Annotated in this window: 13 protein-coding genes; 12 read left to right on the top strand and 1 reads right to left on the bottom strand. The window is 65.3% G+C overall.

Annotation, left to right across the window (positions count from 1 at the left end):
• The first annotated feature begins 1 nt into the window (after position 1).
• From nuoI to CCOS191_RS09915, 7 genes are all read left to right on the top strand, one after another.
• Complete coding sequence (gene nuoI, locus CCOS191_RS09945; RefSeq protein ID WP_003251442.1) at positions 2 to 550, top strand: NADH-quinone oxidoreductase subunit NuoI; 549 nt, start codon at positions 2 to 4, stop codon at positions 548 to 550.
• Positions 551 to 560: 10 nt separating this feature from the next.
• A complete protein-coding gene (gene nuoJ / locus CCOS191_RS09940) occupies positions 561 to 1,061 on the top strand; it encodes an NADH-quinone oxidoreductase subunit J (RefSeq protein WP_023631348.1) in 501 nt (166 codons plus the stop codon).
• A 3-nt stretch (positions 1,062 to 1,064) separates the two neighbouring features.
• Positions 1,065 to 1,373 (top strand): NADH-quinone oxidoreductase subunit NuoK, encoded by a 309-nt coding sequence (gene nuoK, locus CCOS191_RS09935; protein ID WP_023631349.1) that lies wholly within the window; start codon positions 1,065 to 1,067, stop codon positions 1,371 to 1,373.
• Positions 1,370 to 3,223 (top strand): NADH-quinone oxidoreductase subunit L, encoded by a 1,854-nt coding sequence (gene nuoL, locus CCOS191_RS09930; protein ID WP_023631350.1) that lies wholly within the window; start codon positions 1,370 to 1,372, stop codon positions 3,221 to 3,223. The genes nuoK and nuoL overlap by 4 nt, the downstream gene beginning before the upstream one ends.
• A 40-nt stretch (positions 3,224 to 3,263) precedes the next feature.
• The gene (nuoM, locus tag CCOS191_RS09925) at positions 3,264 to 4,796 is read left to right on the top strand and encodes an NADH-quinone oxidoreductase subunit M (RefSeq protein WP_038706425.1); all 1,533 of its coding nucleotides are present in this window, start codon (positions 3,264 to 3,266) and stop codon (positions 4,794 to 4,796) included.
• A gap of 7 nt (positions 4,797 to 4,803) precedes the next feature.
• Positions 4,804 to 6,273, top strand: coding sequence for an NADH-quinone oxidoreductase subunit NuoN (gene nuoN / locus CCOS191_RS09920; protein WP_046855037.1), 1,470 nt, complete (start codon positions 4,804 to 4,806; stop codon positions 6,271 to 6,273).
• 234 nt (positions 6,274 to 6,507) lie between these two features.
• Positions 6,508 to 8,559 carry a TonB-dependent receptor family protein gene (locus CCOS191_RS09915; protein ID WP_046855036.1) on the top strand — a complete coding sequence of 684 codons (2,052 nt, stop codon included), beginning with the start codon at positions 6,508 to 6,510 and terminating at the stop codon, positions 8,557 to 8,559.
• A 25-nt stretch (positions 8,560 to 8,584) separates the two neighbouring features.
• On the opposite strand, the gene CCOS191_RS09910 is transcribed toward CCOS191_RS09915, so the two are convergent.
• On the bottom strand, positions 8,585 to 9,649 hold the full coding sequence (locus CCOS191_RS09910) for an AI-2E family transporter (protein WP_046855035.1): 1,065 nt from the start codon (positions 9,647 to 9,649) through the stop codon (positions 8,585 to 8,587).
• A gap of 122 nt (positions 9,650 to 9,771) precedes the next feature.
• On the opposite strand from CCOS191_RS09910, the gene trhP reads away from it, so the two are divergent.
• The 5 genes from trhP to CCOS191_RS09885 all read left to right on the top strand — a co-directional run bounded on the left by trhP (position 9,772) and on the right by CCOS191_RS09885 (position 14,848).
• Entirely contained in the window at positions 9,772 to 11,106 is a 1,335-nt protein-coding gene (trhP, locus tag CCOS191_RS09905) for a prephenate-dependent tRNA uridine(34) hydroxylase TrhP (RefSeq protein ID WP_046855034.1), read from the top strand.
• Positions 11,107 to 11,185: 79 nt separating this feature from the next.
• Positions 11,186 to 12,913: a copper resistance system multicopper oxidase gene (locus CCOS191_RS09900; RefSeq protein ID WP_046855033.1), complete on the top strand. Its 1,728-nt coding sequence runs from the start codon at positions 11,186 to 11,188 to the stop codon at positions 12,911 to 12,913.
• Entirely contained in the window at positions 12,906 to 13,811 is a 906-nt protein-coding gene (locus CCOS191_RS09895; protein WP_046855032.1) for a copper resistance protein B, read from the top strand. The genes CCOS191_RS09900 and CCOS191_RS09895 overlap by 8 nt, the downstream gene beginning before the upstream one ends.
• Before the next feature lie 171 nt (positions 13,812 to 13,982).
• The gene (locus tag CCOS191_RS09890) at positions 13,983 to 14,411 is read left to right on the top strand and encodes a DUF411 domain-containing protein (RefSeq protein ID WP_046855031.1); all 429 of its coding nucleotides are present in this window, start codon (positions 13,983 to 13,985) and stop codon (positions 14,409 to 14,411) included.
• Positions 14,411 to 14,848, top strand: a complete 438-nt coding sequence (locus CCOS191_RS09885) for a YqaA family protein (protein WP_046855030.1) — start codon at positions 14,411 to 14,413, stop codon at positions 14,846 to 14,848. Before CCOS191_RS09890 ends, CCOS191_RS09885 begins: the two co-directional genes overlap by 1 nt.
• The last annotated feature ends 10 nt before the right edge of the window (positions 14,849 to 14,858 follow it).

Here is a 14,858-nt window from a genome sequence, read left to right as displayed (position 1 = left end):
CATGTTCAAGTATATCGGCGACATCGTTAAGGGCACCGGCACCCAGCTGCGCAGCCTGGCAATGGTGTTCTCCCACGGGTTCCGCAAGCGCGACACCCTGCAGTACCCCGAAGAACCCGTGTACCTGCCGCCGCGCTACCGTGGCCGCATCGTCCTCACCCGCGACCCCGACGGCGAGGAGCGCTGCGTGGCGTGCAACCTCTGCGCGGTGGCCTGCCCGGTCGGCTGCATCTCGCTGCAGAAGGCCGAGACCGAGGACGGCCGTTGGTACCCCGAGTTCTTCCGCATCAACTTCTCGCGCTGCATCTTCTGTGGCCTGTGCGAAGAGGCGTGCCCGACCACCGCGATCCAGCTGACTCCGGATTTCGAAATGGCCGAGTTCAAGCGTCAGGACCTGGTGTACGAGAAAGAAGATCTGCTGATCTCCGGCCCCGGCAAGAACCCTGACTACAACTTCTACCGTGTTGCGGGTATGGCGATCGCTGGCAAGCCGAAGGGCTCTGCACAGAACGAAGCCGAGCCGATCAACGTGAAGAGCTTGCTCCCATAAGGACAGAAAGATGGAATTCGCTTTCTACTTCGCATCCGGTGTCGCCGTTGTCTCCACGCTGCGCGTGGTGACCGGCACCAACCCGGTGCACGCCCTGCTCTACCTGATCATTTCGCTGATCTCCGTGGCGATGATCTTCTTCTCCCTCGGTGCGCCCTTCGCCGGTGCCCTGGAAGTGATCGCCTACGCCGGCGCCATCATGGTGCTGTTCGTCTTCGTGGTGATGATGCTCAACCTCGGGCCGGCCTCGGTCGCCCAGGAGCGTGGCTGGCTCAAGCCGGGCATCTGGGCGGGGCCGGTGATCCTCGCCGCCCTGCTGCTGCTGGAGCTGCTCTACGTGCTGTTCGTCACCCCGTCGGGTGCTGCCATCAGCGGTACCACCGTCAGCGCCAAAGAGGTCGGCATCAGCCTGTTCGGCCCTTACCTGCTGGTGGTCGAACTGGCCTCGATGCTGCTGCTCGCGGCAGCCGTCACCGCCTTCCACCTGGGCCGCAACGAGGCGAAGGAGTAAATCATGGGTGCTATCCCTCTCGAGCATGGTCTGGCGGTCGCCGGCATCCTGTTCTGCTTAGGTCTGGTTGGCCTGATGGTCCGCCGCAACATTCTCTTCGTGCTCATGAGCCTGGAAGTCATGATGAACGCCGCTGCCCTGGCGTTCATCGTCGCCGGTGCCCGTTGGGTCCAGCCCGACGGCCAGGTGATGTTCATTCTGGTGATCAGCCTGGCAGCCGCCGAGGCCAGCATTGGCCTGGCGATCCTGCTGCAGCTGTATCGCCGCTTCCACACTCTCGACATCGATGCTGCCAGTGAGATGCGCGGATGAACCTTATCTTCCTGACGTTCGTATTCCCCCTGATCGGCTTCCTGCTGCTGTCGTTCTCGCGTGGCCGGTTCTCGGAGAACCTGTCCGCGCTGATCGGCGTCGGCTCGGTCGGTCTGTCGGCGGCCACCGCTGCCTACGTGATCTGGCAGTTCAACGTCGCCCCGCCTGAGGGCGGCGCGTACAGCCAGCTGCTGTGGCAGTGGATGTCGGTGGACGGCTTCGCGCCGAACTTCACCCTGTACGTGGATGGCCTGTCGGTCACCATGCTGGGCGTGGTCACCGGCGTGGGCTTCCTGATCCACCTGTTCGCTTCCTGGTACATGCGTGGCGAAGCCGGCTATTCGCGCTTCTTCTCGTACACCAACCTGTTCATCGCCAGCATGCTGTTCCTGGTGCTGGGCGACAACCTGCTGTTCATCTACTTCGGCTGGGAAGGCGTGGGCCTGTGCTCGTACCTGTTGATCGGTTTCTACTACAGCAACCGCAACAACGGTAACGCGGCACTCAAGGCGTTCATCGTCACCCGTATCGGCGACGTGTTCATGGCCATCGGCCTGTTCATCCTGTTCGTCCAGCTGGGTACCCTGAACGTGCAGGAGCTGCTGGTGCTGGCACCGCAGAAGTTCCAGGCCGGTGACACCTGGATGGTCCTGGCCACCCTGATGCTGCTGGGTGGCGCGGTCGGTAAATCGGCCCAGCTGCCGCTGCAGACCTGGCTGGCCGACGCGATGGCAGGCCCGACCCCGGTTTCGGCACTGATCCACGCCGCCACCATGGTGACCGCGGGCGTGTACCTGATCGCCCGTACCAACGGCCTGTTCCTGCTGGCGCCGGACGTGCTGCACCTGGTCGGCGTCGTGGGCGGCGTGACCCTGGTCCTGGCCGGCTTCGCCGCCCTGGTGCAGACCGACATCAAGCGTATCCTCGCCTACTCGACCATGAGCCAGATCGGCTACATGTTCCTGGCCCTGGGCGTCGGCGCCTGGGACGCGGCGATCTTCCACCTGATGACCCACGCCTTCTTCAAGGCCCTGCTGTTCCTTGCCTCGGGTGCGGTGATCGTTGCCTGCCACCATGAGCAGAACATCTTCAAGATGGGCGGCCTGTGGAAGAAGCTGCCGCTGGCCTATGCCAGCTTCGTGGTCGGTGGCGCCGCCCTGGCCGCCCTGCCGATCCTGACCGTGGGCTTCTACTCCAAGGACGAGATCCTCTGGGAAGCCTTCGCCAGCGGCAACAGCGGCCTGCTGTACGCCGGCCTGGTCGGCGCGTTCATGACCTCGCTGTACACCTTCCGCCTGATCTTCATCGCCTTCCACGGCGAAGCCAAGACCGAAGCCCACGCCGGCCACGGCATCAGCCACTGGCTGCCGCTGGGCGTGCTGATCGTGCTGTCGACCTTCGTCGGCGCCTGGATCCACCCGCCACTGGCAGGCGTGTTGCCTGAAAGCGCCGGCCACGCCGGTGGCGAAGCCAAGCACTCGCTGGAAATCGCCTCGGGCGCCATCGCCATCGCCGGTATCCTGCTGTCGGCCCTGCTGTTCCTGGGCAAGCGTCGCCTGGTCACCGCGATCGCCAACAGTGGTATCGGTCGCGTCCTGTCGGCCTGGTGGTTCGCCGCCTGGGGCTTCGACTGGATCTACGACAAGCTCTTCGTCAAACCTTACCTGCTGATCAGCCACATCCTGCGCAAGGATCCGGTTGACCGCAGCATCGGCCTCATTCCTCGCCTGGCTCGCGGCGGTCACGTCGCCATGAGCAAGACCGAGACCGGCCAGCTGCGCTGGTACACCGCTTCGATCGCCGTCGGTGCCGTACTGGTACTCGGTGCCGTGGTAGTGGCCGCGGTATGACCATGAATCTTGCGACTTTGCCAAAGGAAACCAACCCGTCATGATTTTGCCTTGGCTGATCCTGATCCCCTTCATCGGCGGCTTCCTGTGCTGGCTGGGTGAGCGCTTCGGCTCCACCCTGCCGCGCTGGATCGCGCTGCTGACCATGTCCCTGCTGCTCGGCATCGGCCTGTGGCTGTGGGCGAACGGCAACTACACCCTGGCCCCGGCGCCAGGCGCCGAACCGGCCTGGGCCCTCGAATACAAGGTCGAGTGGATCAAGCGCTTCGGCATCAGCATCCACCTGGCCCTCGACGGCCTGTCGCTGCTGATGATCCTGCTTACCGGCCTGCTCGGCGTGCTGTCGGTGCTGTGCTCGTGGAAAGAGATCCAGCGCCACGTCGGCTTCTTCCACCTCAACCTGATGTGGATCCTCGGCGGCGTGGTCGGTGTGTTCCTGGCGCTCGACCTGTTCCTGTTCTTCTTCTTCTGGGAAATGATGCTGGTGCCGATGTACTTCCTCATCGCGCTCTGGGGTCACAGCTCGGCCGATGGCAAGAAGACGCGGATCTACGCGGCGACCAAGTTCTTCATCTTCACCCAGGCCAGCGGACTGATCATGCTGGTGGCGATCCTCGGCCTGGTGCTGGTCAACTACAACAGCACCGGCGTGATCACCTTCAACTACAGCGACCTGCTCAAGGCCGAGCTGCCGGCTGGCATCGAGTACATCCTGATGCTGGGCTTCTTCATCGCCTTCGCGGTGAAGCTGCCGGTGGTGCCGTTCCACTCCTGGCTGCCTGACGCCCACGCCCAGGCGCCGACCGCCGGTTCCGTGGACCTGGCCGGTATCCTGCTGAAGACCGCGGCCTACGGCCTGCTGCGCTTCGCCCTGCCGCTGTTCCCGAACGCCTCGGCCGAGTTCGCGCCGATCGCCATGACCCTGGGCCTGATCGGTATCTTCTACGGTGCCTTCCTGGCCTTCGCGCAAACCGACATCAAGCGCCTGATCGCCTTCTCCAGCGTCTCGCACATGGGCTTCGTGCTGATCGGCATCTACTCCGGCAGCCAGCAAGCCCTGCAAGGCGCGGTGATCCAGATGCTGGCCCACGGCCTGTCGGCCGCCGCGCTGTTCATCCTGTCCGGCCAGCTGTACGAGCGCCTGCACACCCGTGACATGCGCCAGATGGGTGGCCTGTGGCACCGCATCGCGTATCTGCCGGCCATCAGCCTGTTCTTCGCCGCCGCCTCGCTGGGCCTGCCAGGCACCGGCAACTTCGTCGGCGAGTTCCTGATCCTGATCGGCAGCTTCGCCCACGTCCCATGGATCACCGTGATCGCCACTACCGGCCTGGTGTTCGGCTCGGTGTACTCGCTGATCATGATCCACCGCGCCTACTTCGGCCCGGCCAAGGCCGACACCGTGCTGGCCGGCATGGACAGTCGCGAGCTGATCATGGTGCTGGGCCTGGCTGGCCTCTTGATCCTGCTGGGCGTGTATCCGCAGCCGTTCCTCGACACCTCTGCCGCCACCATGAGCGGTGTGCAGCAGTGGCTCGGTTCCGCTTTCACTCAACTCGCTTCGGCCCGGTAAGAGCGCTATGGAATTCACCACTCAACACTTCATCGCATTGGCGCCGATGCTGATCACCACCATCACCACGGTGGTGGTGATGCTGGCGATCGCCTGGAAGCGCAATCACTCGCAGACTTTCCTGCTGTCCACCGTGGGCCTGAACCTGGCCCTGCTGTCGATCCTGCCGGCACTCAAGGTTGCACCGCTGGCGGTCACTACGCTGGTGACCATCGACAAGTTCGCCTGCCTGTACATGGCGATCATCCTGGTGGCCACCCTGGCCTGCGTCACCCTCGCCCACGCCTACCTCGGCGAAGGCTCCAAAGGCTTCCCGGGCAACCGTGAAGAGCTGTACCTGCTGCTGCTGATGTCGGCACTGGGTGGCCTGGTGCTGGTCAGCGCCAACCACCTGGCCGGCCTGTTCATCGGCCTGGAGCTGCTGTCGGTGCCGGTCTACGGCCTGGTGGCGTATGCGTTCTTCAACAAGCGCTCGCTGGAAGCCGGCATCAAGTACATGGTGCTGTCGGCCGCCGGTTCCGCCTTCCTGCTGTTCGGCATGGCGCTGCTGTATGCCGACGCCGGCGCCCTGACCTTCGACCAGCTGGGCAAGGCTCTGGCCGCCACCAGCATGCCGAGCCTGCTGGCGCAGCTGGGCCTGGGCATGATGCTGGTGGGCCTGGCCTTCAAGCTGTCGCTGGTACCGTTCCACCTGTGGACCCCGGACGTGTACGAAGGCGCCCCGGCACCGGTGGCCGCGTTCCTGGCCACCGCCAGCAAGGTCGCGGTATTCGCCGTGGTCGTGCGGTTGTTCATGCTCTCCCCTGCCGCCAGCAGCGGCGTGCTGAGCACCGTGCTGGCAGTCATCGCCGTGGCGTCGATCATCATCGGCAACCTGCTGGCGCTGACCCAGAGCAACCTCAAGCGCCTGCTGGGTTACTCGTCCATCGCCCACTTCGGCTACCTGGTCATTGCCCTGGTCGCCAGCAAGGGCCTGGCCCTGGAAGCCATGGGCGTGTACCTGGTCACCTACGTGATCACCAGCCTCGGCGCCTTCGGCGTGATCACCCTGATGTCCTCGCCATACGCCGGCCGTGACGCCGACGCCCTGTACGAGTACCGCGGCCTGTTCTGGCGCCGTCCGTACCTGACCGCGGTACTGACCGTGATGATGCTGTCGCTGGCCGGTATCCCGCTGACCGCAGGCTTCATCGGCAAGTTCTACATCATCGCCACCGGCGTCGAGTCGCACCTGTGGTGGCTGGTCGGCGCCCTGGTGATCGGCAGCGCCATCGGCGTGTACTACTACCTGCGTGTCATGGTCACCCTGTACCTGGTCGAGCCGAACCTGCGTCGCCACGACGCCCCGCTGAAGTGGGAACAGCGCACCGGCGGCGTGATGCTGCTGGCCATCGCGATCCTTGCCTTCGTGCTGGGCGTGTACCCGCAGCCGTTGCTGGAGATGGTGCAGCAGGCTGGATTGCAACTGATCGGCTGATCGGCTGCCAGCAACACAAGACACCCCGCCTCGGCGGGGTGTTCTTTTTTGGGGTTGCTTTGCGGCCCTTTCGCCGGCAAGCCGGCTCCCACAGAACAACAGCGATCCCTGTGGGAGCCGGCTTGCCGGCGAAAGGGCTGCTACGCAGCCCCATGGCTATTACAGATCGACCACTGTGCTTCGTCTGCCCTTTGCAGCGTCAGACTCCCGCACCCGATCTGGAACCCCGTCCCCATGCGCCCCACCCTGCCCTACTCCCTGCTGGCCCTGTTCGTCGCCGGCACCGCCCAGGCCGCCAACCGCGTCGAACTCGACCAGGTGCTGATCCAGGACCATCAACAGTCCGAACTGGAAGCCGCCGCCGATCACCTGCGTGAAATCCCCGGCGCCAGCAACCTGGTGGACATGGACAAGGTTGGCCAGGGCCGGGTGGCGACCAATCAGGATGTGCTGGCCTACCAGCCGGGGGTGTTCGCCCAGTCGGCGGGCAACGACGGCATCAAGCTGTCGATCCGTGGTTCGGGCATCAACCGCGCGCCGGGTGCCCACGGCTCGGGCGTCTACACGATGTTCGACGGCCTGCCGCTGACAGGTCCCGGCGGCACGCCCTATGAGCTGTTCGAACCGCTGTGGCTGAGCCGCGCCGAAGTGCTGCGCGGTGCCAACGGCTTCGACCAAGGCTCGCTGGCGCTGGGCGGCGCGATCAACTACGTGACCCACACCGGCTACGATGCCGCGCCCTTGCAGGTGCGCTACGAAGTCGGCAGCCGTGGCTACCAGCGCCGGCACATCAGCTCCGGGCAGGTGCTGGGCAACCTCGACTATTACGTAGCGCTTACCGACGCCGAGTACGACGGCTTCCAGCGGCACAGCAGCGGCAGCGCCAAGGGCATCGCCGCCAACGTCGGCTACCGCTTCAATCCGAACCTGGAGACGCGCTTCTACCTGCGCTACCGCGAGACCGAGAACGACCTGGCCGGGCGCCTGACCAAGGACCAGATCAAGCACGATCCACGCGCGGCAAACCCGGCCTACCTGGCCCGCGATGACAGCCGCCCGCAACCGGGCAGCACCTGGGTCGGCAACAAGACCACCTTCTTCCTGGATGACGACTCGCGCCTGGAGGCGGGGCTGGTCTATCACGACTATCCCATGGACCTGCGCGAAGGCCCGATGCGCCTGAAGGTCGCCTACACCGATGTCAGCGGCACGCTGAACTACCTGCGGCGTGACACCCTGTTCGGCCATGAGAGCAAGACCACCCTGGGCTGGCGCACCACCAAGCACCTGCCCAACAGCGGCGCCTCGCAGTTCGCCCGCCCCGGCGGCGACAATTTCGGGGCCCGCACCCGCGACTTCAGCTACCAGGGCTCGGACACTGTGTTGCATGCAGGCAACGATCTGGAGCTGATTCCGAACCTGTGGCTGACCACGGGCCTGGCGATGATCTACACCCGCCGTGAAAGCGACGTCACCTATCCAAGCAGTGGCGGCAAAGTCAGCCAACATGACTGGGATTATGCGCCACGCCTGGGCCTGCGCTACGACATCCGCCCGGACCTGCAGGTCTACGGCAACCTCAGCCGCTCGGTGGAGCCGCCGCACCCGTGGTCGCTGGTCTGGAGTGCACCGGTAAACAACCAGCCGATGAAGATGCAGAACCAGACCGCCACCACCCTGGAACTGGGCGCCCGCGGTGATTCCGCGCTGGGGCGCTGGGACCTGGCCTGGTACTACGCCCAGGTACGTCATGAACTGCTGAACGTGGAAGTCGTGCAAGGCTTGCCGTTCAAAGAGTTCAACGCCAGCCCCACCGTGCACCAAGGCATCGAAGCCGGCCTGGACAGCCTCCTCTGGGAACAACCCGGCACCGGCAAGCTGAGCCTGCGCCAGGCCTACACCTTCAGCGACTTTCACTACCGCGACGACGACAAGTTCGGCGACAACCGCCTGCCCGGCATCCCCATGCACTACTACCAGGCAGAACTGCGCTACGACTGGCCGAGTGGTTTCTACGCCGGAGTCAACACGCAGATGGCGTCCAAGGTGCAGGTGGACTACGCCAACAGCTACCATGCCGACGCCTACGCACTGCTCGGCGCACGCCTGGGCTGGGATTCGCCCAAGCGCGACTGGCAGACCTGGCTGGACCTGCGCAACCTGACCAACAAACGTTATGCGGCGACCGTGACGCCGGGGTACAACGATGCCGGGCAGGACATCGCCCGCTCGACGCCGGGGGAAGGGTTCGGGGTTTATACCGGGGTTTCGTACAGTTTCCGGTGACCCCGGGGGGCGCCTTGCGCCCCATTCAAGACGGCAACTGCACCTGCGGCTTGGTCGAGGCAAAGATCGCCCAGCTGGAAATGAACAGCGCCGCGATCAACGGCCCGATCACAAACCCGTTGAGCCCGAACACCGCCAACCCGCCCAGGGTCGAAACCAATACCAGGTAATCTGGCATGCGCGTGTCCTTGCCCACCAGGATCGGCCGCAACAGGTTGTCCACCAGGCCGATCACCAGCACCCCGAACGCCGTCAGCACGATCCCCTTCCACAGCGCCCCGACCAGCAGGAAGTACACCGCTACCGGCGCCCAGACGATCCCCGCGCCCACCGCCGGCAGCAACGACAGGAACGCCATCAGCACCGCCCACACCAGCGCACTGGGGATATCCAGTATCCAGAAGATCAAGCCACCCAGCGCGCCCTGGGTGATCGCCACCAGCAGGTTGCCCTTGACCGTGGCCCGCACCACTCGCTTGAACTTCAGCTGCAGGCGGCGTTTCTGCTGCTCGGGCAGTGGCACCGCCTGGCGCACCTTGCGCGCCAGCTCCGCCCCCTCGCGCAGGAAGAAGAACAGCAGGTACAGCATGATGCCGAAGCTCACCAGGAACTCGAAGGTGCCCTGACCGAAGCTGAACGCCTGGCCGGCGAGGAACTGGCTGCCTTGGGTCGCCCACTTGGTGATCTTGTCGCGCAGGCCATCGAGGTTGCCCATGCCCATGCGGTCGAGGAAATGCTGGGCATAGGCCGGCAACATGTCCTTGCCCCGTTCGATATAGCCGGCGATATCCAGCTGGCCACTCTCGATGCGCTGGTACAACGCTGCCCCCTCCTGCACCAGCAGGGCGCTGATGATGATCACCGGCAGCACCGCCACCAGCAGGCAGGTGGCCAGGGCCGCCGCCGTGGCCAGGTTGCGGCGCCCGCCACAGCGCAGCAACAGGTGGCGTTGCAGCGGTGCGAAGAGGATGCCGAGGATCACCGCCCAGAAGATCGCGCCGGAATACGGCAACATGATCCAGATGAAGGCGATGGTCACCAGGGCCAACAACACGGTCAGGGCTTTGTTCTGCAGTACGGTTTCGTTCATCGGCGTTCCTCGAGGGCTCAACCATTTAGTGCACTGCGCATCGGTAAAAGTGCCGTTGATCCAGATCAATACCTGCACGGCGCCGCCGCCTTAGCATCCGCGCCTTTTGCCCGGTGCGCACCATGACCTCTCTCGCCACGCCCGAACTGCTCGCCCCCGCCGGCACCCTCAAGACCATGCGCTACGCCTTCGCCTATGGCGCCGACGCGGTCTATGCCGGCCAGCCGCGCTACAGCCTGCGGGTGCGCAACAACGAGTTCGATCACGCCAACCTGGCCCTCGGCATCCAGGAAGCCCAGGCCCAGGGCAAGCGCTTCTACGTAGTGGTCAACATCGCCCCGCACAACGCCAAGCTCAAGACCTTCCTCAAGGACCTGGCGCCGGTGATCGAGATGGGCCCGGATGCGCTGATCATGTCCGACCCTGGGCTGATCATGCTGGTTCGCCAGCACTTCCCACAGATGCCCATCCACCTCTCGGTACAGGCCAACACGGTCAACTGGGCCAGCGTGAAGTTCTGGCAGGGCATGGGCCTGACCCGGGTGATCCTGTCGCGGGAGCTATCGCTGGAAGAGATCGAGGAGATCCGCCAGCAAGTGCCGGAGATGGAGCTGGAGGTGTTCGTGCATGGCGCACTGTGCATGGCTTACTCAGGTCGCTGCCTGCTGTCGGGCTACCTGAACAAGCGCGATGCCAACCAGGGCACCTGCACCAATGCCTGCCGCTGGAAATATGAGGCGACTCCGGCCACCGAGAACGCCACCGGCGACATCGTCCGCGAATTCGAACCCACGCTGGGCATCGGCACGCCCACCGACCAGGTGTTCCTGTTGCAGGAGTCCAACCGCCCGGGCGAAGAAATGCCGGCATTCGAGGACGAGCACGGCACCTACATCATGAACGCCAAGGACCTGCGCGCCATCCAGCACGTCGAGCGCCTGGCACATATGGGCGTGCATTCGCTGAAGATCGAAGGCCGTACCAAATCGCACTTCTACTGCGCCCGCGCCGTGCAGTCCTACCGCCAGGCCATCGACGACGCGGCGGCCGGGCGGCCATTCGACCGCGGTTTGATGGTCAACCTCGAATCACTCGCCCAGCGCGGCTACACCGAAGGTTTCCTGCGCCGCCACGTGCACGACGAGTACCAGAACTACCACCGCGGCAACTCGGTGTCCGAGCGCCAGCAATTCGTCGGCGAGCTGACCGGGGTGCGCGTGGACGGCCTGGCCGAAGTGAAGGTGAAGAACCGTTTCGCCGTGGGCGACCATCTGGAACTGATGACTCCGCGCGGCAACTACCACTTCGACCTGCACCGCCTGTGCGACCGTCAGCAGCAGGCCATCGAGGTGGCGCCGGGCGATGGCCATGTGGTCTACCTGCCTATCCCCGAGCAGGTGTCCCTGGAGTTCGGCCTGCTGATGCGCGACCTGGAAGGCGCCGAGGCCGCTGCCTGACAAATCTGTAATCCGCGCCTCAGGTGGCTGACAGGCGCTGGCGGCAAGGATGGTGGCAATTTCGTAGCGAGAGCACGCCATGCCACCGACTCCAACCCGCCGCACCTTCGTCAAGGGCCTGGGCGCCGCCACCGCCCTGGCCGGCCTTGGTCTGTGGCGCCCGCTGGCCCAGGCAGCAGAGGGGCGCTTGCCGCTGCACGACCTGAGTGGCCAGCAGTTCGAGCTGTTCATCGGCCAGACCCCGGTCAACATCACCGGCCGCCCGCGCACCGCGCAGACCATCAACGCCAGCCTGCCCGGCCCGCAGCTGCGCTGGCGCGAGGGCGACACGGTGACCCTGCGCGTGCGCAACCGCCTGGACCAGCCCACCTCGATCCACTGGCACGGCATCATCCTGCCGGCCAACATGGACGGCGTGCCGGGCCTTAGCTTCGCCGGCATCGAACCGGGGGGCGACTACCTCTACCAGTTCACCCTGCGCCAGAGCGGCACCTACTGGTACCACAGCCACTCCGGCTTGCAGGAGCAGGCCGGTGTGTACGGCGCCATCGTCATCGAACCCCGTGAACCTGAACCGCATAACTACCAGCGCGACCATGTGCTGCTATTCAGTGACTGGTCGGACCAGGCGCCGGAATCGCTGATGGCCACGCTGAAGAAGCAGTCCGACGCCTTCAACTACCACAAGCGCACGGTGGGTGACTTCATCGACGATGTCGCCGAAAGCGGCTGGCGCAACACCCTCGACAACCGCTGGGCCTGGGCGAAGATGCGCATGAGCCCCACCGACCTCGCCGACATCAGCGCCGCCGGCTACACCTACCTGCTCAATGGCCAGCCACCGGACGGCAACTTCACCTGCCTGTTCCAGCCCGGCGAGACCGTGCGCCTGCGCCTGATCAACGCCTCGGCGATGACCTATTTCGACTTCCGCATTCCCGGCCTGAAACTCACGGTGATCGCCGCCGACGGCCTGCCGGTAACCCCGGTGACCGTGGACGAACTACGCATCGCCGTGGCCGAAACCTATGACGTGCTGGTCACCGTGGGCGACCTGCCCGCCTACACCCTGTTCGCCCAGAGCATGGACCGCACCGGCTTCGCCCGTGGCACCCTGGCCCGCACCGCTGGATTGCAAGCGCCAGTACCCGAGCCGGATCCACGCCCGGTGCTGAGCATGGACGACATGGGGCATGGCGGCATGGGCGAGATGGACCATTCGAACATGCCGGCGATGGACCACGGCGGCATGGCGGGCATGGACCACTCGGCCATGGCCATGATGCAACGCCATCCAGCCAGCGAAACCGACAACCCGCTGGTGGACATGCAGACCATGGCCCCCCGCGCCAACCTCGCCGATCCCGGTATCGGCCTGCGCGACAATGGCCGCCGGGTGCTGACCTACGCCGACCTGCGCAGCCCCTACCCCGACCCGGACGGGCGCGAGCCATCGCGGGACATCGAGCTGCACCTGACCGGGCACATGGAACGCTTCGCCTGGTCGTTCGACGGCATCAAGTTCAGCGATGCCGAGCCGCTGCGTCTGAAGTATGGCGAGCGGGTGCGCATCACCCTGGTCAACGACACCATGATGACCCACCCCATCCACCTGCATGGCATGTGGAGCGACCTGGAAGATGAACAAGGGCGCTTTCTGGTACGCAAGCACACCCTCGACATCCCTCCCGGCAGCCGGCGCAGCTACCGTGTGACCGCCGACGCCCTGGGCCGCTGGGCCTACCACTGCCACCTGCTCTACCACATGGAGACCGGCATGTTCCGCGAGGTACGGGTCGATGAATGAGAACCGCAACCGCAGCATCGTCACCAGTGTCGCGCTGCTGGCCTTGCTGGCCAGTGAACGGGCCCTGGCCGCGGGCATGGACCACATGAACCATGGCGCCATGCCAATGGATCACGGCCAGATGAACCATGGCAGCATGCCCATGGACCACAGCCTGATGAACCACGCGGCGACGCCCCCCGACCAACCACGCCCCCCCCTGCCGGTAGTCACCGACGCCGATCGCCGCGCCGCCTTCCCGCCGCTGCCGGGGCATCAGGTGCATGACCGGGCAACCAACTGGGCAGTGATCGTCGACCAGCTGGAGTACCAGAACTTCGAAAACAGTAGCGCCCTGAACTGGAACGCGACCGCCTGGGTCGGCGGCGATATCGACCGCCTGTGGCTGCGCACCGAGGGTGAACGCGAACAGGGCAAGACCCACAAGGCCGAGCTGCAGGCCCTCTGGGGCCATGCCATCAGCCCCTGGTGGGAGCTGGTCGGCGGTGTGCGCCAGGACTTCCAGCCCGCCAGCGGCCAGGCCTGGGCCGCCTTCGGCATCCAGGGCACGCCGCTCTACGGCCTGGAGCTGGAAGCCACCGCCTACGCCGGCGAGCGGCAGCAGACCGCGCTGCGCCTGGAGGCCGGTTACGCTATGCTGCTGACCAATCGATGGATCCTCGAGCCGACCGTCGAAGCCAACTTCTTCGGGCGTAACGACGCCGGGCGCGAACAAGGCGCGGGGCTTGCAGAAAGCGAGGTTGGCCTGCGCCTGCGCTACGAGATCACCCGGGCGTTCGCGCCCTATGTCGGGGTCAGCTTCAACCGCCTGCACGGCAACCGCGCCGAGCAGGCCCGAGAGAATGACGAGGACAGCGGCCAGACCCGGTTGGTGGCCGGGGTCCGCCTGCGTTTCTAAAGTTTGACGCCGGTCCTTTATGAGCTGCCAGAGTACCTGTAGGAGCGGCTTTAGCCGCGATGGAGGCACCGCGGTGTGTGGCACCCGCTTTGCGGGTGATCGCGGCTAAAGCCGCTCCTACAGAGTCGGCGCTGATCAACCAGATATGTTTAGTTTCACAGGAGCTCCACCATGCTGCGCAAACACCTGCTCACTCTCGGCCTGCTGGCCATCACCGGCCTGGCCCAGGCCGCCGAGACCATCGACGTCTACCGCGACCCCAACTGCGGTTGCTGCAAGGAATGGATCAAGCACCTGAGCGACAACGGCTTCACCGTCAACGATCACGTCGAGCCGAACATGAGCGCGGTCAAGCAGCGCCTGGGCGTGGCGCCACGCCTGGCCTCGTGCCACACCGGGGTAATCAACGGCAAGTTCGTCGAAGGCCATGTGCCAGCCGAGCAGGTACGCCTGCTGGCCAACCGCGCCGACCTCAAGGGCCTGGCCGTGCCCGGCATGCCCATGGGCTCGCCGGGCATGGAAATGGGTGACCACAAGGACGCCTATCAGGTCATCGGCGTGACCCAGGACGACCGGGACACCGTGGTCGCCAACTACTGATGCTCAGCCTCTGGGCGCTGTTCCTCAGCGCCTTCGGCGCCGCGACCCTGCTGCCACTGCAATCGGAGGCGGTGCTGGTCGGGCTGCTGCTGCGCGACCCGCAAGCCTGGGCCACCCTGCTGCTGATCGCCACGCTCGGCAATGTGCTGGGGTCCATCGTCAACTGGCTGCTGGGCCGGGCCATCGAGCACCTGCGCGACAAGCGCTGGTTCCCGTTCAGCGCCCGCCAGCTGGAGCGCGCCCAGCAGCGCTACCAGCGCTGGGGGCAATGGTCGTTGCTGCTGAGCTGGATGCCGGTAGTCGGTGACCCGCTGACCCTGATCGCCGGGATCATGCGCGAACCCTTCTGGCGCTTCGTGCTGCTGGTCACCTTGGCCAAGGGTGGGCGCTACATCGTGGTGGCGATGATCACCCTGAGATGGTTTCACACCGGGTGAACTGAAGAAT

Source organism: Pseudomonas sp. CCOS 191 (genome assembly GCF_001007005.1).
In the GTDB taxonomy this organism is placed as follows: Bacteria; Pseudomonadota; Gammaproteobacteria; order Pseudomonadales; family Pseudomonadaceae; genus Aquipseudomonas; species Aquipseudomonas soli.
This window is presented reverse-complemented; position numbering and strand designations above follow the sequence as displayed.